The organism is Saliphagus sp. GCM10025317 (genome assembly GCF_042663665.1).
Classification (GTDB): domain Archaea; phylum Halobacteriota; class Halobacteria; order Halobacteriales; family Natrialbaceae; genus Natronosalvus.
The window spans coordinates 467,379-487,584 of sequence record NZ_JBHTAQ010000007.1; the positions used below are offsets into that span (position 1 = coordinate 467,379).

At 66.0% G+C, this 20,206-nt stretch carries 25 protein-coding genes; 9 read left to right on the top strand and 16 right to left on the bottom strand.

The annotated features are described in order from the left end of the window. Positions 1–32: 32 nt before the first annotated feature. Together ACFQS4_RS16850 and ACFQS4_RS16855 are read right to left on the bottom strand one after the other, a co-directional pair. Positions 33–590 carry a KH domain-containing protein gene (locus tag ACFQS4_RS16850; protein WP_500194633.1) on the bottom strand — a complete coding sequence of 186 codons (558 nt, stop codon included), beginning with the start codon at positions 588–590 and terminating at the stop codon, positions 33–35. 104 nt (positions 591–694) lie between these two features. Beyond that, complete coding sequence (locus ACFQS4_RS16855) at positions 695–1,504, bottom strand: sulfurtransferase (RefSeq protein WP_500196642.1); 810 nt, start codon at positions 1,502–1,504, stop codon at positions 695–697. A gap of 239 nt (positions 1,505–1,743) precedes the next feature. On the opposite strand from ACFQS4_RS16855, the gene ACFQS4_RS16860 reads away from it, so the two are divergent. The 3 genes from ACFQS4_RS16860 to ACFQS4_RS16870 all read left to right on the top strand — a co-directional run bounded on the left by ACFQS4_RS16860 (position 1,744) and on the right by ACFQS4_RS16870 (position 3,912). Continuing rightward, a complete protein-coding gene (locus tag ACFQS4_RS16860; RefSeq protein ID WP_500194635.1) occupies positions 1,744–2,610 on the top strand; it encodes a sulfurtransferase in 867 nt (288 codons plus the stop codon). 152 nt (positions 2,611–2,762) lie between these two features. Beyond that, entirely contained in the window at positions 2,763–3,401 is a 639-nt protein-coding gene (locus ACFQS4_RS16865) for a rubrerythrin family protein (RefSeq protein ID WP_500194637.1), read from the top strand. Positions 3,402–3,588: 187 nt separating this feature from the next. Then, on the top strand, positions 3,589–3,912 hold the full coding sequence (locus ACFQS4_RS16870) for a 4Fe-4S dicluster domain-containing protein (protein ID WP_312910084.1): 324 nt from the start codon (positions 3,589–3,591) through the stop codon (positions 3,910–3,912). Positions 3,913–3,934: 22 nt separating this feature from the next. Here the strand turns inward: ACFQS4_RS16870 and ACFQS4_RS16875 are convergent, their stop codons facing one another. Further along, a complete protein-coding gene (locus ACFQS4_RS16875) occupies positions 3,935–4,099 on the bottom strand; it encodes a DUF6757 family protein (RefSeq protein ID WP_253430648.1) in 165 nt (54 codons plus the stop codon). A 125-nt stretch (positions 4,100–4,224) separates the two neighbouring features. On the opposite strand from ACFQS4_RS16875, the gene ACFQS4_RS16880 reads away from it, so the two are divergent. After that, positions 4,225–5,055 (top strand): hypothetical protein, encoded by an 831-nt coding sequence (locus tag ACFQS4_RS16880; protein ID WP_500194640.1) that lies wholly within the window; start codon positions 4,225–4,227, stop codon positions 5,053–5,055. A gap of 12 nt (positions 5,056–5,067) precedes the next feature. On the opposite strand, the gene ACFQS4_RS16885 is transcribed toward ACFQS4_RS16880, so the two are convergent. Then, the gene (locus ACFQS4_RS16885) at positions 5,068–5,859 is read right to left on the bottom strand and encodes a PHP domain-containing protein (protein WP_500194642.1); all 792 of its coding nucleotides are present in this window, start codon (positions 5,857–5,859) and stop codon (positions 5,068–5,070) included. Between the two features lie 259 nt (positions 5,860–6,118). Here ACFQS4_RS16885 and ACFQS4_RS16890 point away from each other — a divergent pair, with 259 nt between their 5' ends. Next, positions 6,119–6,406 carry a DUF5789 family protein gene (locus ACFQS4_RS16890; RefSeq protein ID WP_500196644.1) on the top strand — a complete coding sequence of 96 codons (288 nt, stop codon included), beginning with the start codon at positions 6,119–6,121 and terminating at the stop codon, positions 6,404–6,406. 128 nt (positions 6,407–6,534) lie between these two features. On the opposite strand, the gene ACFQS4_RS16895 is transcribed toward ACFQS4_RS16890, so the two are convergent. Further along, the gene (locus ACFQS4_RS16895) at positions 6,535–7,548 is read right to left on the bottom strand and encodes a DUF5784 family protein (RefSeq protein WP_500194644.1); all 1,014 of its coding nucleotides are present in this window, start codon (positions 7,546–7,548) and stop codon (positions 6,535–6,537) included. 109 nt (positions 7,549–7,657) lie between these two features. On the opposite strand from ACFQS4_RS16895, the gene ACFQS4_RS16900 reads away from it, so the two are divergent. After that, positions 7,658–7,831: a DUF5786 family protein gene (locus tag ACFQS4_RS16900; protein ID WP_253438040.1), complete on the top strand. Its 174-nt coding sequence runs from the start codon at positions 7,658–7,660 to the stop codon at positions 7,829–7,831. Positions 7,832–7,886: 55 nt separating this feature from the next. Here ACFQS4_RS16900 and ACFQS4_RS16905 read toward each other — a convergent pair whose 3' ends face one another. The 3 genes from ACFQS4_RS16905 to ACFQS4_RS16915 all read right to left on the bottom strand — a co-directional run bounded on the left by ACFQS4_RS16905 (position 7,887) and on the right by ACFQS4_RS16915 (position 10,732). After that, on the bottom strand, positions 7,887–8,936 hold the full coding sequence (locus tag ACFQS4_RS16905) for a YkgJ family cysteine cluster protein (RefSeq protein WP_500194646.1): 1,050 nt from the start codon (positions 8,934–8,936) through the stop codon (positions 7,887–7,889). A 63-nt stretch (positions 8,937–8,999) separates the two neighbouring features. Next, complete coding sequence (locus tag ACFQS4_RS16910) at positions 9,000–9,188, bottom strand: DUF8028 family protein (RefSeq protein WP_500194648.1); 189 nt, start codon at positions 9,186–9,188, stop codon at positions 9,000–9,002. 416 nt (positions 9,189–9,604) lie between these two features. Further along, the gene (locus tag ACFQS4_RS16915) at positions 9,605–10,732 is read right to left on the bottom strand and encodes a S1C family serine protease (protein ID WP_500194651.1); all 1,128 of its coding nucleotides are present in this window, start codon (positions 10,730–10,732) and stop codon (positions 9,605–9,607) included. A 173-nt stretch (positions 10,733–10,905) separates the two neighbouring features. On the opposite strand from ACFQS4_RS16915, the gene ACFQS4_RS16920 reads away from it, so the two are divergent. From ACFQS4_RS16920 to ACFQS4_RS16930, 3 genes are all read left to right on the top strand, one after another. Next, positions 10,906–12,300, top strand: a complete 1,395-nt coding sequence (locus ACFQS4_RS16920) for a tRNA pseudouridine(54/55) synthase Pus10 (RefSeq protein WP_500194653.1) — start codon at positions 10,906–10,908, stop codon at positions 12,298–12,300. 203 nt (positions 12,301–12,503) lie between these two features. After that, the gene (locus ACFQS4_RS16925; protein ID WP_254158428.1) at positions 12,504–13,682 is read left to right on the top strand and encodes an aspartate kinase; all 1,179 of its coding nucleotides are present in this window, start codon (positions 12,504–12,506) and stop codon (positions 13,680–13,682) included. A gap of 193 nt (positions 13,683–13,875) precedes the next feature. Beyond that, positions 13,876–14,748, top strand: a complete 873-nt coding sequence (locus ACFQS4_RS16930) for a hypothetical protein (RefSeq protein WP_500194657.1) — start codon at positions 13,876–13,878, stop codon at positions 14,746–14,748. Positions 14,749–14,826: 78 nt separating this feature from the next. Here ACFQS4_RS16930 and ACFQS4_RS16935 read toward each other — a convergent pair whose 3' ends face one another. From ACFQS4_RS16935 to ACFQS4_RS16970, 8 genes are all read right to left on the bottom strand, one after another. Continuing rightward, entirely contained in the window at positions 14,827–15,432 is a 606-nt protein-coding gene (locus tag ACFQS4_RS16935) for a histidine phosphatase family protein (RefSeq protein ID WP_500194659.1), read from the bottom strand. Between the two features lie 12 nt (positions 15,433–15,444). Next, entirely contained in the window at positions 15,445–15,729 is a 285-nt protein-coding gene (hisE, locus tag ACFQS4_RS16940) for a phosphoribosyl-ATP diphosphatase (protein WP_500194661.1), read from the bottom strand. Continuing rightward, positions 15,730–16,194, bottom strand: a complete 465-nt coding sequence (locus ACFQS4_RS16945; RefSeq protein ID WP_500194663.1) for a bifunctional nuclease family protein — start codon at positions 16,192–16,194, stop codon at positions 15,730–15,732. Between the two features lie 141 nt (positions 16,195–16,335). Next, positions 16,336–17,298, bottom strand: coding sequence for a DUF7551 domain-containing protein (locus ACFQS4_RS16950; RefSeq protein WP_500194666.1), 963 nt, complete (start codon positions 17,296–17,298; stop codon positions 16,336–16,338). An 8-nt stretch (positions 17,299–17,306) separates the two neighbouring features. Next, a complete protein-coding gene (locus tag ACFQS4_RS16955) occupies positions 17,307–17,579 on the bottom strand; it encodes a hypothetical protein (RefSeq protein WP_500194668.1) in 273 nt (90 codons plus the stop codon). Next, complete coding sequence (locus tag ACFQS4_RS16960; protein ID WP_500194670.1) at positions 17,576–18,823, bottom strand: ABC transporter substrate-binding protein; 1,248 nt, start codon at positions 18,821–18,823, stop codon at positions 17,576–17,578. Before ACFQS4_RS16960 ends, ACFQS4_RS16955 begins: the two co-directional genes overlap by 4 nt. A 173-nt stretch (positions 18,824–18,996) precedes the next feature. Then, entirely contained in the window at positions 18,997–19,575 is a 579-nt protein-coding gene (gene pdxT / locus ACFQS4_RS16965) for a pyridoxal 5'-phosphate synthase glutaminase subunit PdxT (protein WP_500194673.1), read from the bottom strand. 163 nt (positions 19,576–19,738) lie between these two features. After that, a complete protein-coding gene (locus tag ACFQS4_RS16970; RefSeq protein ID WP_500194674.1) occupies positions 19,739–20,167 on the bottom strand; it encodes an FxLYD domain-containing protein in 429 nt (142 codons plus the stop codon). Between the last annotated feature and the right edge of the window lie 39 nt (positions 20,168–20,206).

Sequence of the window (20,206 nt, forward strand, 5' to 3'; positions counted from 1 at the left end):
GGGTTGTTCTGCAGACGACACGGAGACGGCGCTCAGGACTCGCTCCCGGGGAAGCGGTGGTACTGCATTCCCTGGTGTTTCATCTCGTTGTGCCGGTCCTCGAGGAACGAGTAGACTGCGCCGTGGGGGGCGCCGTCGAGCAACATCTCGGCCGCAGTCCGGGCGGCGTCGACCTCCGGGGGAGTGCCGATGATGCCGAGCGTCGACCCATAGATGACGACCGAGGCGCCCGAGAGTTCCTCCATGAGTTCGCGAGTGCGCCCGCCCTCGCCGATGAGTCGGCCTTTCTGTCGCTGGAGGTCGTTCTTGTTGCGGGCGGCGGCGTCGATGTCGACCAGATCGAAGAGCATCATGTCGTCGGCGAGCAGGCGGAGCGCGTCGTCGGGGGCGAACCCGCGGCCGATGGCCCGGACGATTTCGGGCCCCTTGAGGCCGCGGACGGGGTCGCCGACGGTCTCGACAGCGACCGATCCGTTCTCGGAGTCGATGTCGAGACGGACCTCGGCTTCGGACTCGATCCGACGCATCGTCTCGCCACCCTCGCCGATGAGAACGCCGATCCGGTCCTGCGGAATCTTCACGTGCTGCATGCCTCGAGTGTACTTCGTCGGGCCGGTTAAGCCCTTTGTCCGTGCGGGACGTCTCCGCACGGTCCGGTTTCGCGTCGTGCACTCACGTGCTCATGAACGTGCGCTCACCCGCTTGCGCCCCGCTCGATCACGCCGTCTCGAGCCTCCCACTCGGTCAGGCTTCCCTCGTAGAAGCCGACGCGCTCGAACCCGAGCCAGCGGAGGACGACGTACGTGTGGCTGATCCGGCGTGCCGTGTTGCAGTAGAGGATCACCCGCCTGTCGGGCGTGATTCCGTGGTCGGCGAACAGGTCCTCGAGGTCGTCCCTGGACTTGAGCCGACGGCGGTCCTCGTCGACGGTCGAGCGCCAGTCGAAGCGGACGGCGCCGGGCAGGTGCCCCGTTTCGAACTCCTCGCGCTCGCGCGTGTCGACCAGGACATGGTCGTCCGAGTCGGGGTCCTCGAGCACGGCCTCGATGGTCTCGGCGTCGACCAGGGGGCTCGTCTCGAGGTCGAGCGGTCGCGCTTTGTAGGTCGTCTCGGTGACCGTCTCGGTCTCCTGGGACGTCTCGTGCTTGCGGGCCCAGCCGCTGTAATCTGTCTCGAGCAGGCGGACGTCGTCGTGACCGTAGAGCTGGAGGGTGACGAGCACCCGGGCGGCGAAGACGCCGTAGGTGTCGTCGTAGACCACGACGGTGTCCGCGGGCTCGACACCAGCCGAACCCAGGAGGGATTCGACGACCGAGTGCCCCGGAAGCGTCCCCGGGTCGTCGCTCTCGCGGTCGCGAAACGCGTCGAACGGGACGTTTAGCGCCCCCGGCAGGTGACCGATGCCGTCGAACTCCCAGGCGTCGCGCACGTCGAGGAGGCGGACCGACGGGTCCTCCTGGTGGGCTTCGAGCCAGTCGACCGAGGCGACGATGGTCTCGCTCATCGACGAGGATTCGTCGTCGAGGCTCCAGAGAGCACCGGTCACGGCAGGTGTCCCCGTCTGACCGAGGTAGCGGCAACAATTTCCGAACCCCGAACTCGATCGGTCGGAAACGCCTCGAGAACGCCGGTCGCGGTCCCGAGGCGCTTCGAAGTGGCGGCAAGATTGGCCAGTATGGTCGAGCGACGACCGTATTGGCCGATTCGCCAGTCGCTTTCTGTGCCGTCTCCATAGTACCGGCCATGGCAGACGACACTTACGCCAACGACGTTCTGGTCACCGCCGACTGGGTGGCCGACCGACTCGACCAGTTCGAGAGCGACGATCCCGAGTACCGGCTGCTCGAGGTCGACGTTGACACCGAGGCCTACGACGAGAGCCACGCCCCCGGCGCCATCGGGTTCAACTGGGAGACCCAGCTCCAGGACCAGACGACCCGCGACATCCTCTCGAAGGAGGACTTCGAGGACCTGCTGGGCAGTCACGGCGTCAGCGACGACTCGACAGTCGTCCTGTACGGCGACAACGCCAACTGGTTCGCTGCCTACACCTACTGGCAGTTCAAGTACTACGGCCACGACGACGTCCGCCTGCTCGACGGCGGCCGCGAGTACTGGCTCGAGAACGACTACCCGACGACCGACGAGGTCCCCGAGTTCTCCGCCGTCGAGTACGATGCGTCCGGCCCGCGCGAGTCCATCCGCGCCTACCGCGACGACGTCGAGAACGCCATCGACAAGGGTCTCCCGCTCGTCGACGTCCGCTCGCCCGAGGAGTTCTCCGGCGAGGTCCTCGCGCCCCCGGGACTGCAGGAGACCGCCCAGCGCGGCGGCCACGTCCCCGGCGCGAAGAACATCTCCTGGGCGGCCGTGACCGACGACGACGGCACGTTCAAGAGCCGCGACGAACTCGAGGAACTGTACGGCGAGGAGGGCATCGACGGCGACGAGACGACCGTCGCCTACTGCCGTATCGGCGAGCGCTCCTCGGTCGCCTGGTTCGCGCTGCACGAACTGCTGGGCTACGAGGACACCGTCAACTACGACGGCTCCTGGACCGAGTGGGGCAACCTCGTCAACGCACCGATCGAGACCGGCGACGGGAGCTGAACGGCGCTGTACTGATCTCGACGTACTCGCGAATTCGAAAGGACGGACGCTCGAGCGCTCGAGTTCGCTCGATTCGCCCATCGCCATGATCGGCGAGAGCCGAACACAGCGATAGAAACACGATTCTCCGCGTCCATCGTTTACGCAGACCCATGACCGACACCGACACCTTCCTCGAAACCATCGAAGACGAGAACCGGACTCCCCTCTCGCGACTCGGCTCCTCGAAGTCGCTGTACGCCGCGACGGAGGGCGACATCGACACCGAACCCGTCCTCCGGGCGGCCGCCGACGCCGAGTACGCCGCCTGGCAGACGTTCGAGACGTGGGCCGACGACGAATCCCACGACGGTGCTCGCCAGGTCTTCGCGGCGGCCGCGAGCGACGAACACGACCACTACGAGACCGTTACCGACCTCCTCGAGGACGACCACGACCCCGAGGACGCGGAGACGCCCGCGCTCCACGAGTTCCTCCGCGGGCGCGAGGACACCGCCTCGCGGCTGGGCGGCCTCCTCGGCCGCATCCTCGCCAGTGACCGCTCGAAGAGCCAGACCGTCGGCTTCTTCGTCGGCAGCGCCGACCCACGGACCGCCCAGGTCTTCCGGGACTTCGGCGACGACCTCGAGACCCAGCGCGAGGCGACGCTCGAGGTGCTCTCGACGGTCTGTGAATCCGAGGACGACTGGAACCGGGCCCAGGACGCCGCGACGGGAGCGATCGAGGCTGCCTACGGCGAGTACGTCGAGACCCTCGAGGGGCTGGGAGCGAACCCGAAGCCGGTCTGTTGAGATCATCGGTTAGCCGGTCACGTTCCCTTCTCATCCAATATATAGGCCACTGCAGCGAAGACTAGTCAAAAACTCGAGAGACGTTCCCGTCCTGCACTTTTAGGCTTGCCTAACTCGAGAGTTCACGACGGAGTATATAAATGGAGGGATACAGTTAAGGGCCCGTCGGACGATGTGGATGTTAGCAATGGCCATTGATCCGCAGTTCCACGAGAATCGAGAGAAAGTCGGCGAGGAGAACGGCGTCGCCGTCTGGGGGCCAGTCGACGAACCCGAACAACTCGGGATCCACGGCACCCACGTCGCCGTCGACTACGACATTTGCATCGCGGACGGGGCCTGCCTCGAGGACTGTCCCGTCGACGTCTTCACCTGGGTCGACACGCCAGGTCACCCCGAGAGCGAGCAGAAGGCCGAACCGACGAAGGAGGCCCAGTGCATCGACTGCATGCTCTGTGTCGACGTCTGTCCGGTAGATGCGATCGACGTAGACGCAGGTCGCACGGCTTGAGAAGGGACGCAAACGGCGTTTTTCACTCCGCGCGATCGACGTTGACCCGTTCTTTCAGCGTCTCGAGCCCGTCTGCCTCGGCGAGCTCCTGCAACCGCTCCCGGAAGTGCTCCTCACAGAGGCCGACCCTGAGCCCGTCGGACTCGGCGGCGAAAGCGGCTTCCTGGTCGCAGTAGTGGCAGTTCATACGGCGTAGTATGGCACCAGTTGCATTGAACCCTCCGTTCTCGTCCGGCGGGCCCACTCCACGTCTGCCGACACGACGCCCCCCAACCCAAACGCGTAAGATGACACCCCCAATACAGGTCAGTAATGCAGGGTGCCCTCCGTGCTGGTCTCGTGATTCTCCTGGTCGTCCTCCTCGCCGGTTGCAGCGCGTTCGGCTCGGGTGTCGAAGACCCCGACCGGGAACCCTACGGCGTCGACGAACCGGTCGATCCGGAGCCCGCGGAGCCGGATGAACTGCTTCCGGGACTCACGAGCGAGGGCGTGACGGATCCACACGGACTGGCCGCGAGTCACGAGAAAACGCTATCCGAACGCAGTTTCAGGATCAACCAGACCGGCAGATGGACCCGACCCAACGGCTCGGTCGCTCGAGAGTACCGGTTAAACGCGACCGTCGACGCTGACGGGTCGACGCTCGGCCACGAGTACGTCAACCCTCTCCACGAGGATTTCGTGATCAGACTGGATTTTTGGCGGGAGAACGAAACCTACGTCCGCGCCCATCGGATGGATGGATCGGTCGCATACGACCGGTCTGATACCGTTCCCGGGCAACTGTTCGGATTGGGAACGATTCGATCGGGTCTCGAGTCGATGGAGAACGTCTCGGTTTCCCGCGCAACTATCGAGGACGACACGTACTACGTCCTCGAGTCGACGGATCCTGACGAGCGCACTTACGACACGGAGAACGTCTCGATGCGGATGGTCGTCCACGAAGCGGGCTACGTGCGGGACTACCGCCTCGAGTACGAGGTCGAGCGTGAGGAGACGCTCACCGTCGTCACCGACCTGTCGACCGCTCGCGTCGGTGACCCCGACCTGAACGTCACGGTTCCGGAGTGGCTCGAGGACGCGAAGGAGGCGACTCGAGACGAGTTAGACGAACCGTCCGAAAACGAGACCGGGCGGTAAGTGACCAGCGGCTCAGACGCTCTCGATGGGTTTCGGTAACTCCAGGGCCTCGTACTCCGCCTGCGACAACCCGGCGACACCCAGTTCCGTCTCGTGAGCGTCCGTCCCCCCGGTCGCGAGCAGGTCGTAGCGCTCGATGGTTTGCTCGACCGGCTCGAGGTCGACCTCGCGACCGTAGGGGTAGGCCAGCTCGACGGCGTCGAGGTCGGCCGCCAGCGCGAGTGCGGATTCGGGATCGGAGTACCGGAGCGGGTGAGCCAGCGAGACGATCGAACAGGCTTCGACGAGAATCTCGCGTCCCTCCGAGAACGACGTGACGTCTCGCGGCACGTAACACGGCCCGTCGTTCCCGATGAGGTGGTCGAACGCTCCCCCGTAGTCGTAGCCCGAATCGGGATGGCTGGCGATGGCTCGAGCGACGTGTGGACGGCCGAAGCCGGTGTCCACCTCGAGACCGAGGTCGATTCCTAGTCGTTCCTCCACGTTCTCGACGATCTTCCGCCCGCGTTCGCGCCGATTCCGCTGAATGCGTTCGGTTTCGGCGACCAGGGCGTCGGTTCGTTCGACGCCGTAGCCGAGCAGGTCGACGCGCTGGCCCCCGTCGGTTTCGACGCGGAGTTCGATCCCCTGGACGAGCGTAACGCCGTCGCGCTCGACGGCCGTTTCGTCGAACGGCTGGAGGCGGTCGTGGTCGGTGATGGCGACGACGTCGACGTCGGCGCGGCGGGCAGCCGCGGGGACGTCGGCGAGCTCGAGGCTGCCGTCCGAGCGCGTCGTGTGCACGTGAAGGTCGGCGTAGGGCATAGTGGGTGCTGACGGCCTGACGTTAAAGCGGTTGTCAGTTCGGACGGACAGCCCGCTCGTCTCGAGGGCCATCGATGAGCACGTCGATCAGACACCGTTACTATATCTTCTATACCAATGGCTAATTCCTCCCTCGAGCAAGAGCGGGGTCGACCGACGGCTACACTCTAGGGTCATTAATGAATCAAAGGAATACGACCCTCCTGGGGGATGTTTATGGACAATATTTATAATTATTGTTCAGGTTGGTCTGGGTGTGATGTTCCGTAACCGAACCGGCGAGTTCATCGACGCCCACGAGTACCCCGCGACCACGGAGGAACTGATCGAGGCCTACGGCGACCAGGACCTCGAACTCCCGAACGGGTCCGAGCAACTCGGCGACGTACTCGGCCGCCTCGAGGGCGAGACGTTCGAGTCCGCCGATGACGCCCAGCTGGCGGTCTACTCCGCGGTGAGCGACAAGGCGGTCGGCCGAGTGGGTTACTCCGACCGGGATCCGACGCCGCTCGGCAGTCCGTACGCGCCCGTGCCGATGTCGTTCTAGGTGCCGTTCGAGCCCATCGTTTTTGGCGGATAGCGAAAGTTGATCGTTACCGAGAATTAGACTCGTTCGAGCATCAGGCTTGTTCGAGTATCAGTCCACGCTCGAGAATCAGACTCGCTCGTAAAGAGTCAACCGACGAACGAAATCGCGTCCTCGAGGTCGAGCGGTACCGACCCCTTCTGATACCCCTCGACACGCCCGTCGGGGCGAGCGCGGTAGACCACCGCGGGCCGGTGGCGGACGTCCGGCTGTTCGCCCCGGACGGCCGCCCAGGCGTCGTCGGGGAAACTCGAGCAGTCCACGAAGAGCGTCGCGCCGCCGCCGTGATTTGCCAACTGGCCGCTGGTCTTCGTCTCCGCGGTGTCCCTGACGGCGGCGACGGGGCCCGCGGCGGCGCGGTTGGCCGGGGGCTGGGGACGGGTGACCTCGACCAGCACGTTCGTGCCGGTCGCGGCGTCCTCGGCCCGGTAATCGAGCGAGTGGCCCGTCGTTACCTCGATTTCGGGCGTGATCTCGTAGCCGGCGTCGACGAGAATCTTCGCCGCGATGAACTCTGCCATCGCCGCGCTCATGCGAACTCGGTCGACGTGTGGGCTCGTGCCGAGTTTGCCCGCCATCACGTCGCGGTAGGGGTCGAGCGCGCCGGTCTCGAGGATTTCTTCGATAAAGCGTGTCGCTTCTCGCCGGCCTGCGTCCGGGAAGCCTGCGGCGTGTTCGCGGAAGAATGCCCGGGTCGACTTGCGGCCGTCTTTGGACATGAATACTGGGAGGAAGAACCACGAGAGGTAGGGGTAGTCGGCCAGCCAGGATTCGCGCTCGTGAAGCGTCGCGAGGAGTTCCCGCTGGGCCCACCGGGCGACCTGGTAGGGGACGTCTTCCCAGGCGAACTTGTCCGTTCGCCACAGCGAGGACGGGGTCTCGGTGTTGCCCATCCAGTAGGCGTCGTCGTCCGAGCGAGCGAAGAGGGCGACGTCGCCGTTGGCCATCTCGAATCGGTGGGTGTCCCACGAACCGCCGATGGCGTACCACGGACCGGCGTCTCGAGCCCCGATATTGCCGTTCAGCGGGTTGAAAATCTCCTGTCTAACGCGCTGGTCGGACCAGCGCTGGGGCGAGTATCGAAAGCGAAGCGGCCGTGCCACGAGCGATCCTACGGACCGAACCGGCATACGTCTTCCTTTCTTCCGAAGTGGTGATGTGAACGACCGTTACATTCATATGGCGATCGTTCCTACAATGAGTGTACTTGCCATGTCAATGGGTGCCTATGACGAAGACGAACACGAGCGCCGCGAACGCCAGGTGTCCCGGGTTGACACCGACTTCGACGACGAACGAACGATCCACGAGGGAACGATCGAGTACGACTCCGGCGACTCCGCCGATGCGTTGCTCGATAAGTTCCGCGAGATAAAGTCGAACTGAGGGCCGCGGCCCATTTTCGACGTTACCGCCCCTCGAGAGCCGTCCGTAGCGACCGCTACTCCTCGCTCGAGTCGGGCCATCCCGGCGTCTCGGGAGCGCCGCGAGCGACTTCGACGGCCTCGCCCTGGGACGGGTCGGCCGACGTCTCCGACGCGCGCTGTTCCCATTCGCGGATGGCCGAACCCGCCCAGGAGTCGGCTTCCAGGACCAGCTCGTACGCCTGGTCGTAATGGGTGTCGGAAATCGCGAGCGTCCCGGGCGCGGAGGCGGCAGCGACGGCGACGAAGGCCGCCCGGTCCTCGGTCGTGAGGTCGCCCGACACGAGGCGCTCGAGCCGTCCCTCGAGGGCGTCGGGATTGGGGTGGACGAACAGCTTCTGGCCGATCGCCTGGGGGCCGAGGAGCAGGCCGTCGGTGGCTTCGACGTCGACGGTGACGCCTTCTTTTCTCCCGCTCCCTTGCTCATCGTCGCTCGAGTCGGCCACATCGTTGCCGCTCGAGTCCTCGAACCGTATCCGCTCGCCACCGATTGCCTCCTCGACGCGTTCGCACTCGGTCTGTTGCTCGAGCGCGACGTTGTGAGCGGGGTACTCTGCACACTCGTCAGGATACAGGTCGTCGCCGTGGATGCGACACTGGAGGGTTTCGGGGTCGAGAAACGTACAGGTCGGCAACCAGTCGGCGTCCTCGCGGCCGAACGGGGCGACCGGCTTCGGGGGCTTCCTGAGTCCGACGAAGAATGCCGGGCGGCCGGCGATGGCGGCGACGTCGTGGCCATCGATCGAGACGGACTCGTCGACCGCGTCGGCCTCCCACAGCCGTGGGATCAGTACGTCGCCGAACCCGGCCTCGAGGAACGCCCGGACCTCGTCGCGGGTGAGCGGCACGAGGTTGTAGACATCGTCGATTGCGTTTCGACGGCGAATCGGGGTGCCATCCGTTCTGGTTTCCGTTCCCGCCTCCGTCTCCGTTTCCTCCGCAGTCTCCTCGTCCGGAACGACGCCCAGGCCACGTCGCTCGTGCTCGATGGCGTCTCGCTGATCGGACTCGAGCAACGGTCGCCAGTCGATGCAACAGCCAGCACAGCCCTGGCAGTACACCTGCATATCGTGTGGTTGGCGGCCCAGGACTATCAATCGCCCACCGAAAATTGGAAAACCGGAAACCCGCTACTGGGGCTGAGACCCCGGATAGTCGTGGCCCACGACGAGCGCGAGCACGTTGAACGCGACGAGCGCGAAGAAGACGCCGAGTCGGGTCGTCGAGTTGAGGCCAGTGAGAAACACTGGCAGGTAAACGAACGGCAGGAGGGTGCCGACCCAGAATCCGACGGTCGTCACGGTCTCTCCGAGGTACATGGTCACGGCATCTCCTGTTTCGGGGGGAATGCGGTCACTGTCGCGTCGGTGGCTCGACGGGTGCGGGGCCCGTCGACCGAACTGGCGCGAGCAGGCGGTACGGTACGGCTCGAGTGAGGGGGATTCATGGCTGAGGCGGGAGCGACAGTTCGAAGTGTCGACACCGGGTCCTATTGTTATCGACCGGTTAACGGACGTCCTCCGTGGATTTCTCTCAGCAACCGGGCGTTTCGAATCCGTTCGTCGACCGATACCGACGCTCACGAGAACTGATCTGTACGGGTGGCTTACTCGAGCGAGGGCCGCGTACTCGAGCGTAGGGATTGCCTTCTCCGGGGGATCGGCGGGTTTCGTTTGAGCCGGTTTGGTCCGATCCGGTTCGATTTGAACGAGTTCAGAACGGATTCAGAACGGATTCAGAATGGACCCAGATCCGGCTCGGGTCGCTCGCCGAGGGTCAACTCGACGGTTCGCTCCTCGCCGTCGCGCAGTACCACGATCGAGACCGTATCGCCGGGGTCGGTCTCGAGGGCGAGATACGTCGAGAGCGCGTGATTGTCCGGGATCGGCTCGCCGTCGATCTCTCGGATTACGTCGCCGCCGACCGGAATTCCGTTCTCGATCTCGCTCGGTTCGAGGACGCCGTCTGCGGGCCCACCGTCCGGCGTCTCGACCACCAGCACCCCCTGGGCGCGCTCGAGGTCGTTGGCCTCGGCGAGCGTGGGATCGACCGGGACGAGACGAATTCCCATGTGAGAGTGGCGGAACTCGCCCTGGTCGACGAGCGCGGGGACCACGCGACGCGAGAGCGCCGCGGAGATGGCGAAGCCGATGTTGTCGCCCTGGGTGGCGTGGACGACGCCGACGACCGCGCCGTTCATGTCCACGAGCGGGCCGCCGCTGTTGCCGGGGTTGACCGCCGCGTCGGTCTGGACGACGTTCGGGTAGGAGAAGTCGTGCCAGCCAGGGGAGACGGCCCGGTTGACGCCGCTGACGATCCCCTGGGACATCGAGCCATCGAGACGGACCGGGTTACCGATGGCGAGCACCTCCTGGCCGACGACGGGCCGTTCCTCGGCGAACGAGAGCGGCGTCACCGACTCGGGAACCTCCTCGAGTTCGACGACGGCCAGGTCGCTGTAGAAGTCGGTACCGATCACCTCGCCGCTCGTCCAGCGGCCGTCGGCGTACTGGACGGAGACGTCGACGTCCGTGTTGCTGAAGACGACGTGGTCGTTGGTCACGAGGTAGCCGTCGCCGTACAGGAACCCCGATCCCTCGCCCTGTGTTGGGATCCGGCTCCCGTCCTGGCCGTTCTCCGCCACGCGGACGAGCGTCACGGCATCGCCCGTGGCCTCGTACACCTCGGTGTACGCCGAGCCGTCGGCCCGGTCTTCCTGGTCGACGTCGATGGTCGTGTTCCCCTGGTCGAACGGCACCGCGCTCGAGGACGAGCCGGGTTCGGCGCAGCCCGCGACGGCGGCGAACGCGCCGGTGGCGGCCATCGAGAGGACGCGGCGACGGCTCGGTCGTGGGTCGGTCATACAGGAGAGACGGGCCAGAGGCGTGTAAAAGTCATCGCCTATCAGTGAACTGGCTTTCCGCGGGGTGTCGGATTATGCTCTCCAGTTTCCCATTCGTGGTCCACGGTTTTGTCGCGACTCGAGTCCGAACGGGAAGGGAAAGCGTGTTACCCCCGGCCTCCCCATACCGGGACATGACGCTCACGGAAGACGCCCGGGCGCTCCTCGCGTCGGGACCGGTCTGTGACGCCTGCCTGGGCAGGCCCGTCGCCGACCGGAGTTTCGGGCTGACCAACGCCGAACGGGGGCGGGCGCTGCGGACGACGGTCGCGCTGGCCGACGACGAGGACTTCGAGCCAGTCGACCCGCTCGACTGCTGGGTCTGTGAGGGGTACTGCGGGACGTTCGACGCCGTCGCCGACACCGTCGTCGCGGCCCTCGAGGGAATCGACTTCGCCACGTACCAGGTAGGAACGCGCGTTCCGCCGCTGGTCGAGGAGAACGACCGCTTGCTCCGCGAGGACGCCGGCTTCGACCTCGACGCGGGCGAGCCGCTGAAACGCGAGTTCAACCGCGAGGTCGGCCGCCGGGTCGGCGCTCGGACCGGGGCCGCGTTCGAGGTCGAGCGCCCCGACGTGCTGGCGGTGATCGACCTCGAGGCGTTCGATCCGTTCGAGGTGCTCGAGAGCGAGAGCGAGATTGAGAGCGAAAGCGCGAGCGAGGGCGACGCAGGGGTGTCCGTGACGAGCCACGCCGTCGACCTGCAGGTCAACCCCGCGTTCGTCTACGGCCGCTACCGCAAACTCGAGCGCGACATCCCCCAGACCGAGTGGCCCTGCCGGGAGTGCGGCGGCGACGGCGTCCAGCTGGGCGACGAGGGCGAGGAACCTTGCGAGTACTGCGGCGGCTCGGGCTACCTCTACGACGAGAGCGTCGAGCAGTTCGTCCGTCCCCACGTCGTCGACGCGATGGACGGCGAGTCCGGCACCTTCCACGGTGCTGGCCGGGAGGACGTCGACGCCCTGATGCTCGGGACGGGTCGGCCGTTCGTCCTCGAGGTGAAACACCCGCGGATACGATCGCCCGATCCGGAAGCGCTCGAGGCGGCGATCAACGAGTCCGCCGACGGGTCCGTCGAGGTCGAGGGACTGCGCCTGGCGACCTACGAGATGGTCGAGCGCGTCAAGGAACACGACGCGAGCAAGCGCTACCGGGCGCAGGTCACGTTCGAGGAACCCGTCGACCAGGCGACGTTCGACGCGGCCCTCAAGGCGCTCGACGGAGCGACCCTCGAGCAGTACACGCCCGAGCGGGTCGACCACCGGCGGGCGAGCCTCACCCGAGAGCGCACCGTCCACGCCATCGAGGGCGACCTGCTTGAGCCGACCCGCGCGGAGGTGTCGGTCCACGGGGAGGGTGGCCTCTACATCAAGGAACTCATCAGCGGCGACAACGGCCGGACGGAGCCGAGCCTGGCGGGCCTGCTCGAGGTCGGCGCCGAGGTGACGGCCCTGGACGTGATCGCCGTCGAGGGCGAGGACGAACCGTTCGAGCGCGACGAGTACTTCCGGGAGTCGTCGTCTGCCTGAGGTCGTTCGCTTTCGTCGTGAGGTCAATTTCCCGCGCCGATTCGACGGACGAAGGCGATCAGTGACGGGGGTCGAGGGGGCTGCTCGAGGCAACCAGACGACGGTAAAAATGCGACGGAGGGACACAGTTATCTGGCCGCTCTGGTAACGGTCTGGCATATGAGCGATGCCACCGTGACGCCGTCGACCGCGCGGGTGAGTCGATGCGCGTCGTAGCCAAGTTCGGCGGGACGAGCCTCGGCAGCGGCGACCGGATCAATCGCGCGGCCGACTCCATCGCCGCCGCCGTCGCCGACGGCCACGAGATCGCCGTCGTCGCCAGCGCCATGGGCTCGACCACCGACGACCTGCTCGAGGAGATCACCTTCGAGGCCGACGACGCCGACCGCGCCCAGATCGTCAGCATGGGCGAGCGAACCTCCGTCCGGATGCTCAAGGCGGCCCTCTCCGCTCGCGGGGTCGACGCCGCCTTCTACGAACCCGGGAGCGAGGGCTGGCCCGTCATCACCGACGAGTTCGGCGAGGTCGACGTCGAGGAGACCAGGCGCCGCGCGGCCGCCCTCTCGGCGGAACTCGGAGACACCGTGCCGGTCATCACGGGCTTCCTTGCGGAGGGGCCAGACGGCTCCGTGACGACCCTCGGCCGCGGCGGGTCGGACACGACCGCGGTCATGCTCGGCAACTACATGGACGCCGACGAGGTCGTCATCGTGACCGACGTCGAGGGCGTCATGACGGGCGATCCGCGGGTCGTCGAGGGCGCCCGTAACGTCGGCGAAATATCCGTCGACGAACTTCGTAACCTCTCGTTCCGCGGCGCGGAAGTCGTCGCCCCCTCCGCACTTTCGTACAAGCACGGACAACTCGGCGTTCGCGTCGTCCACTACCAGCACGGCGACCTGCTGGCCGGCGGGACGAACATCGAGGGCCAGTTCCAGAGCCTCGTGGACATGCGCGAGGAACCCCTGGCCTGTCTCACCGTCGCCGGGCGCGCGATTCGGAACAAACCGGGCGTCTTCCAGTCGCTGTCGGCCGCCCTCGGGGAGAGCGACATCAACATCGACGCCGTCGCCAGCGGCCTCGACTCGGTGACCTTCTACGTCGACGAAGAAGCATCCGAGCGCGCCGAGAACATCCTCCATCGCGAGGTCATCGCCCGGAACGAACTCTCGAGCGTCACCGTCGACGCCCCGCTCGCCGTCGTCCGCGTCACCGGCGGCGAACTCCCGAACCAGCCAGGGGTCATCCAGGGAATCGTCGGCCCGCTCGCGGACGCCCGCATCAACGTCCACGACCTTATCACGTCGGCGACCAGCGTGGCCATCTTCGTCGACTGGGACGACCGGGAGGAGACGCTCGAGATTACGCAGGATCTGTTCTAACGGCGTCACCGAACCGGTAGTAGTCGAGATCGACGACGACCGAATTTGGTCGAGCCGGAAGTGCGGTACGCGAGTCGGACGGTGCAGTACGCGGGGCGCGTTCGGTGGAGCGACGGTGACCGTCCGGACTGACCGACAGTTCGATCGATCGCCGATACGATTTACAATCCGCACCGCTGTGCTAACAATCAGCATGGTCAGCGAACGTGACGCCTCGACGATTCGGCGCCGGACGCTGCTCGCGGCCGCCGGTTCGGTAGGCGGTTCGTCCGTGATCGGAACCGCGTCGGCGACGCGGTCCGAACGCTCGAGTCGACGCTGCCCCGAGGCGACGATCGAACCAGACGCGGCCCCGTGCGACGGTGCGAGCACGGACGGGTGTGCGGACGACCATTCGAAAACGGTCGAACTCAGGGAGCGAGCGAGGGCAGCGATCGAACGCCGGTACGCCACCGTCGGCGACCTGATCGATCGGGGTTTCGTTCCGTACTTCGACGCCGCACGCCTCGAGTCCGAGAACGGGTGGTCACACTGGCTGCACCCGGGCCACATCGGCGACGACGTCGTCCTGGATCCCGACCGTCCCGAGGCGGTCCTCGTCGACAACGAGTTCTGGCGACCCATCGGCGTCATGTTTATCGCCACCGTCGACGGCGACCCGCTCGAGCGGCCGCCCGCGCTCTACGCGCGAGAGGACGCGGAGAGCGAGGGAACCGACGACTCGCCCGCCGCGGAGCGTCGGTGTTCGCCCTGGCACCACCACCGCGGCCTCCCCGGCCGCTTCGCGTGGAAGTACTACCGTCAGGTGTACGAACGCGACTACCGAGAGGGGAACCTCTCGCTCCCGTGTCGGACGCCGTGCATGCTGCACGTCTGGACCGTTCCACACCCCGACGGTACCCACGCTCACGACGCGCCGCCCCCGGCCGAACGCGGCGGCCCGCCGGCCAACGACCCCGGGTTCGAGACCGACGCCGATCCGGACGAGACGCGCCTCGACTGGGACATCCTGCCGGACGACGTGATTCCGGACCGGAAGCCCGGCGAATTTCTCGACTTCTGGTGATTCCCTGCGGAGGGCGCTCGTCGCCCTCAGCTGTTTGGTTCTATCGGCGATCCTCGCGAGATGGGCGCGTCCGCCCCATCAATCGCCAGCGCCTCGAGCGCCGGGGTCGATCCTCGTAATCTGCTCCGGGGTTCCGCGCCGGTAGGTCACCCGGTACACGTCCGGCATCGCCATTTCGCGCCAGAAGTCGAAATCGTATCGGTCGTCGTAGGCACGCAAGATCAGCGCCAGGAGATTTCCGTGGGTGCCGACGATCACGTGGTCGCCGGGCCACCGCTCGAGCGTTCGCTCGACGGCCTCGAGGCCGCGCGCCTGCGCCTCGTCGTTGGATTCGCCACCCGGCCAGGCGAACGTGGGCTCCGTCCAGACTCGCTCGATCGCCGCCTCGAAGTCCTCGACGTGGTCCCCCGCCAGCGCCCGCTCCCGAAACCCGTCATCCGTGACGACGCTCGTTCCGGCGGCGTCGGCAATCGGCTGGACGGTCTCGACTGCCCGTGCGTAGGGGCTCGAGACGACGGCGTCGACGGTGCGGTCGTCACGAGCGAGCACGTTGGCGACCCGAGCGGCGTCCCGTCGCCCGCGCCCGGAGAGTCCTCGTTCGGCCTCCCGGTTCGGCACGTAGGGGGAGTGGGCGTGGCGGACGAAGGTGAGCGTCGTCGGTTCGGTCGTCGGAGAAACAGTCACGAGAAACGGGCGTCAGCGGCGTGCCTCGAGTTCAGCCTCGAGTTCCGAAAGTTCCACGTCCTTCATCGAGAGCAGGACGAGCAGGTGGTAGACGATGTCGGCGGCCTCGTGGGCAATCTCCTCGCGGTCGTCGTCTTTGGCCGCCAGTACGAGTTCCGTCGACTCCTCGCCGAGTTTCTCGAGGACGGCGTTTTCCCCCTTCTCGTGGGTAAAGAGCGACGCCGTGTACGAATCTTCCGGGAGCGTTTCTTTGCGATCCTCGATCACCGCGAACAGGGCCTCGAGCGTGTCGTCCATCTACAGGTCACCGGTCTCGTCGAGGGATTGTAACTGTTCGAACTTCTCGCTGTCGTCTCGCCCGGCCTCGAAGACGCCTTCGGTGACCTCGATCGGGACGTTCGTCCGGGCGGCCAGCGCCAGCGAGTCGCTCGGCCTGGCGTCGACGACGACCGTCTCCCGGGGTGTCTGGACGTGCAGGTCTGCGATGTAGGTGCCGCCCTGCCCGTCGTCGCGCTCGGAGAGTTCGCTCACGACGATCCGGTCGACCCGGCCGCCCAGCTCTTCCATCACGTCGAGCAACAGGTCGTGGGTCAGGGGCCGGCCGATGTCCTCGGCCTCGAGGCCGCGGACGATGCTGGTCGCCTCCTCGAAGCCGATGAATATCGGGACCACGTCGGTCTCCCCCTCGACCCCCAGGACGACGACCGGGACCGGTCCCTGCGGGGTTCCCGCGACGCGAACCGCGTCGATCGATGCCTTCATACGGTCTCTCACGACGGCGGGTGAGAAAAAGAGTAGGTACGCGCTGGCTTCGCCGATTTCGGATGGCCGACGAAGCGATACAGCGTCCGGCGACCGCGTTCGAACGCGGTTCGCGTTTGCGGTTCCTGACTGTGAGGGAGATCAGGAGATGAGCGGCGCGAGCGGGCTCTTCGACCCATCCACACCCGCGACCTCGAGACGCTCGAGTCTATCGACGACCTCGATCCGCCACCCGTTCGTCGAATCGCTCGCGGTCGCGGACACGGGGAGCCACGCCTGCTGACAGCGGAACCACTCGACGACGACGGGCAAGAGCGGAAGCCGACCGCCGTTGGGCGACAACGCGTACTCGCCGAGGCTGATCACGGCCCGTCTCGAGGTACGGGTCGCCGTCTCGGCGGTTCCCGTTCGCACACACTCGACCGTCTCGAGGATGCCGACGGCCCGCAGTCGCGAGAGCGATTCGTCGATGGACCGTTCCACTCGAACGGGGCTCGGATCGTCGCTCGCGTTCAGTCGAGCCGCCGTCGCTGAGAGGAACGTCACCTGCTCGGCCGGCGACAGCTTAGTAGCGAGTTCGATCGCTGTACTCTCGAGCAAGCACAGACAGAGCCCGTCGGGACTCGAAAGGCGTTTGGCGAGCGCGAGGTAGGCGTCCATGACCGCGGATTCGAGGGCGTCGTAGCCGTGAGTCGACATCGTTTCGAACGCGGCACCGACGACGCGATGGCAGAACCCGACGAGATCGCGTCTCTCGTCGATTCGTCGTTCGGCATCCGATTTCGAACGAGCGTTCGCAGCGAAGCCATCAGTTGCACGGGTGCTCGAGTCCCGTTTCCCGACCACGTCCCAGTTGCCTGGCGGGTGTTCCTGACGAACGATCACGTCGTAGTACGGCAATTGCGGGTCGTACCGGCGGAGCGTTTCCCGATACTGTTCGGTGGCCCTGGCAGCCAGTCGGGCGGTCGCTCGACTCTCGAACCGGAGGTCCGCGGCCGGTACCGGACGGTCGCCGTACCGGGCGCAGACGAGCGAATACTCGCCGCCCTCGCTGGCGAGCCCCTCGAGGTGGGTTCGGATGGCCTGGAGCGTCGTGCCGACCATCGCTCTCGTTACCGCCGCACGATCGCTGGCCGTTCGGCGCGGATGAACGGCTCGGCGCCGTCCGCGGCGAACGCGATGCCACCTGACTCCGGCTCGAGGACGGTCCACGCCGGTACCGTCGGGACGTCGTAGTCGACCGGGTCGCCGAATCGGGCCGCTAGGACCCACGTCCGGGCCAGCATGCGGGGGCAGTCGTCGGTCGACGGGCCGGATCTCGTTTCCGCTCGTGCCCGGTCCGATCGGCGCTGTCGTTTCCGGGGACGTGAGTCGTCGCTGCTCACGCGTCGCTCCCCTCCGTAACGATAGTGCTCACCCGCTGGCGATCGAACAACTGCTCGTCCGCGTCGAAGTCGGGATAGCTGTCGCCGTCTTCGTACCCCGGCCACTCGCCGAACTGCTCCGGATAGAGCTGTTTGGCCGTCATCTCGAGCTGGAACAGGTTCATGAGCGGTCCCTGGAACCGCGTTCCCTGCGTGTACACTCGCCCCTCCTGGACCGCGGAGAGGTGGCCACCAATGGAGTGATCCTCGAGATTGGCGCGCAACGCCTCGAGATCCACCGAGGACGTCATCCCCCAGAGCACGAGGAGGACGTCGGGGTCGGCCTCGAGCAGCGTCTCGAAGTCCACCGCGGCGAACTCGCCGGTAATCTCGAGGTCCGCGAACGCGTCGGTCGCACCGAGCGGTCGCGTGTGGGCGTTGTAGTAACCAGCGGCGTTCAACCGGAGGACGGAGACGGCGCTGAGGTCGGTCGGGAGCTGGAGGTAGCCGACGGTCGGACGATCCGCTTTTGTCGGCCGGTCGCGCTCGATCCTGGCGAGGAGGTCAGCGTGGACCGACGCCAGCGCCTCGTATCGGGCTCGTTCCCGGTAGACGGCTGCGACCTGTTCGAACAGTTCCCAGAGCGTGTAGTACTCGTAGTCGGCAGCCCACGCTTCGGGCGGCGTCTGGTGGAGGTTACTGTACTGGTTGCCGAACCACGGCGCGACGGTGTCGGCGATTCGATCGACGGCGTCGCGGTCCCAGCCGTCTTGGGTCGACAGCCAGGCGGGGTCGACGAGGTGGAGGTCGCTGTCCAGTTCGTACAGTCGCTCCTCGTTCGCCCCGTACTGGCCCTCGAGGTCCGCCCACGAGACCGACACGCCCTCGAGGTCCGCGGTGAAGTACTGCATGATCGAGTCGAACTCCTCGGCCCACCACAGCGAGTTGATGCTGTCGCCGTGTCCGAGCGCGACCGCCATGTCGGCGTACCAGGGGAAGACGGTGAAAACGGACTCCGGAACCGCGTCGAACGTCACTTCGCCCACGGGCGCCAGCGTGGCGGTGTAGGATTCGCCTTCGGACCGAGTGGCTTCGCCGTCTGGATCGCCTTCGGTACCCGATCCGGTCGACGTGGACGAACCCCCGTCTCCGTTCCCCTCTTCGGCTAGACAGCCGGAGAGTACGCTACCGCCGAGGACGGTTCCACTGTACGCGATCGCCTCTCGCCGGGTCAGCCCTCGGCGAGTCGCTGCTTCTCTCGACATACGAGTTAGGCTCGCCTAAACCAATATAACTCCCCCGATCTTTAGGCAGACCTAAATATAGTGGATTTGTCGACTCTCCCTCGTGGAGACGGCTCCTCTCGAGCGAACCGTCTTCCTGCGGCGGGAGACGGCGCTGGCCGACTACCGTAGCTGCTGACCCACGTTGTCTCCGCTCATTCGAAAAACGCCAGTTCGTGGATTCGGTCGTCCTGCGTCAACTCGGGGTGAAACGACGTGGCGACGACCGACCCCTGCTGAACTGCAACCGGGCGCCCCTCCCACTCGGCGAGCACCGTCGCGTCGCCGACTCGGTCGATCACCGGCGCGCGGATGAAGACGCCGGGGAACGGTTCCTCGAGCCCTGTGACCTCGAGCGGAGCCTCGAAGCTGTCTTTCTGCCGGCCAAAGGCGTTGCGCTCGACGTGGACATCGAGGAGGTTCAGCGTCTCGACGCGGTCGTCCTGGGCGTCGGCCGCGGCGACGATCAGGCCCGCGCAGGTGGCGAGCAACGGCTTCCCGGCATCGACGTGGTCGACGATTTCCTCGGCGATTCCCTCGCGGTGGACCAGCCGCGAGATGGTCGTCGACTCGCCGCCGGGCATCGCGAGCAGGTCGCACTCGGGCACCACGCCGGCGGTTCGGATCTCGTGGACGACGACGTCCTCGCCTCGAGCCTTGCAGGCGCGTTCGATGGCCGTCGCGTGTTCGCTGACGTTCCCCTGCACCCCGATAACGCCCGCAACCAGTGTCATAGTCGCGGTAGTGGGGGTGGGGAGAAAAAGGACGCGTCACGAATGCGAGACGGCGGACGAGATTCGAGGGAACGACCATTGCGTACGGATTCCTCACCGTGGCGCTCGAAAAATCGAAAGCACCAGAGAACACACGAACGTGCTACAAACACGGAAACAGTGCTCAGTAGCTCGAGACGTCGGACTCGATATCGTAGGTATCGACGCGTTCGGGGTCTTCCGCAGGATACGGCACATCGAACTCCCACTCGCGGTTGGATTCCAGATTGTTCGTCGTATCTTGCCCTTCCGTGATTTGCGTGCCCTCGTCGCCGACGAAATGCACCTCGACAGTCACAAGGTGGATTTCCTCACCCGAAACGTTCTCGAGACGACCGGAGACGCCTGCATCTTCCGCGTCAGCGTTGTACCACTCGTGCTCGAGAATTTCGACGAGGTCGTCGTCCGAACTACTGTCAGATCCATCATCTTCAGGGCTCTCGTTGTCTTCGCCGATTCCGTCTCCATCGTTTCCGTTTCCGGTGTCGTCTGTCGAGCCTTCCCCAAGGTCGCTCCTTCCGTCATCGCTAAACGTACAACCGGAACTCACCATCGAGAGCACAGACCCGCTATACATCAATAGTCTTCGACG

Bases quoted from the DNA above. Each gene is read 5' to 3' on its own strand.
- ACFQS4_RS16850 (WP_500194633.1), bottom strand. From the start codon at position 590: ATGCAGCACGTGAAGATTCCGCAGGACCGGATCGGCGTTCTCATCGGC.
- ACFQS4_RS16855 (WP_500196642.1), bottom strand. From the start codon at position 1,504: ATGAGCGAGACCATCGTCGCCTCGGTCGACTGGCTCGAAGCCCACCAG.
- ACFQS4_RS16860 (WP_500194635.1), top strand. From the start codon at position 1,744: ATGGCAGACGACACTTACGCCAACGACGTTCTGGTCACCGCCGACTGG.
- ACFQS4_RS16865 (WP_500194637.1), top strand. From the start codon at position 2,763: ATGACCGACACCGACACCTTCCTCGAAACCATCGAAGACGAGAACCGG.
- ACFQS4_RS16870 (WP_312910084.1), top strand. From the start codon at position 3,589: ATGGCCATTGATCCGCAGTTCCACGAGAATCGAGAGAAAGTCGGCGAG.
- ACFQS4_RS16875 (WP_253430648.1), bottom strand. From the start codon at position 4,099: ATGAACTGCCACTACTGCGACCAGGAAGCCGCTTTCGCCGCCGAGTCC.
- ACFQS4_RS16880 (WP_500194640.1), top strand. From the start codon at position 4,225: ATGCAGGGTGCCCTCCGTGCTGGTCTCGTGATTCTCCTGGTCGTCCTC.
- ACFQS4_RS16885 (WP_500194642.1), bottom strand. From the start codon at position 5,859: ATGCCCTACGCCGACCTTCACGTGCACACGACGCGCTCGGACGGCAGC.
- ACFQS4_RS16890 (WP_500196644.1), top strand. From the start codon at position 6,119: ATGTTCCGTAACCGAACCGGCGAGTTCATCGACGCCCACGAGTACCCC.
- ACFQS4_RS16900 (WP_253438040.1), top strand. From the start codon at position 7,658: ATGTCAATGGGTGCCTATGACGAAGACGAACACGAGCGCCGCGAACGC.
- ACFQS4_RS16905 (WP_500194646.1), bottom strand. From the start codon at position 8,936: ATGCAGGTGTACTGCCAGGGCTGTGCTGGCTGTTGCATCGACTGGCGA.
- ACFQS4_RS16910 (WP_500194648.1), bottom strand. From the start codon at position 9,188: ATGTACCTCGGAGAGACCGTGACGACCGTCGGATTCTGGGTCGGCACC.
- ACFQS4_RS16915 (WP_500194651.1), bottom strand. From the start codon at position 10,732: ATGACCGACCCACGACCGAGCCGTCGCCGCGTCCTCTCGATGGCCGCC.
- ACFQS4_RS16920 (WP_500194653.1), top strand. From the start codon at position 10,906: ATGACGCTCACGGAAGACGCCCGGGCGCTCCTCGCGTCGGGACCGGTC.
- ACFQS4_RS16925 (WP_254158428.1), top strand. From the start codon at position 12,504: ATGCGCGTCGTAGCCAAGTTCGGCGGGACGAGCCTCGGCAGCGGCGAC.
- ACFQS4_RS16930 (WP_500194657.1), top strand. From the start codon at position 13,876: ATGGTCAGCGAACGTGACGCCTCGACGATTCGGCGCCGGACGCTGCTC.
- hisE (WP_500194661.1), bottom strand. From the start codon at position 15,729: ATGGACGACACGCTCGAGGCCCTGTTCGCGGTGATCGAGGATCGCAAA.
- ACFQS4_RS16945 (WP_500194663.1), bottom strand. From the start codon at position 16,194: ATGAAGGCATCGATCGACGCGGTTCGCGTCGCGGGAACCCCGCAGGGA.
- ACFQS4_RS16950 (WP_500194666.1), bottom strand. From the start codon at position 17,298: ATGGTCGGCACGACGCTCCAGGCCATCCGAACCCACCTCGAGGGGCTC.
- ACFQS4_RS16960 (WP_500194670.1), bottom strand. From the start codon at position 18,823: ATGTCGAGAGAAGCAGCGACTCGCCGAGGGCTGACCCGGCGAGAGGCG.
- pdxT (WP_500194673.1), bottom strand. From the start codon at position 19,575: ATGACACTGGTTGCGGGCGTTATCGGGGTGCAGGGGAACGTCAGCGAA.
- ACFQS4_RS16970 (WP_500194674.1), bottom strand. From the start codon at position 20,167: ATGGTGAGTTCCGGTTGTACGTTTAGCGATGACGGAAGGAGCGACCTT.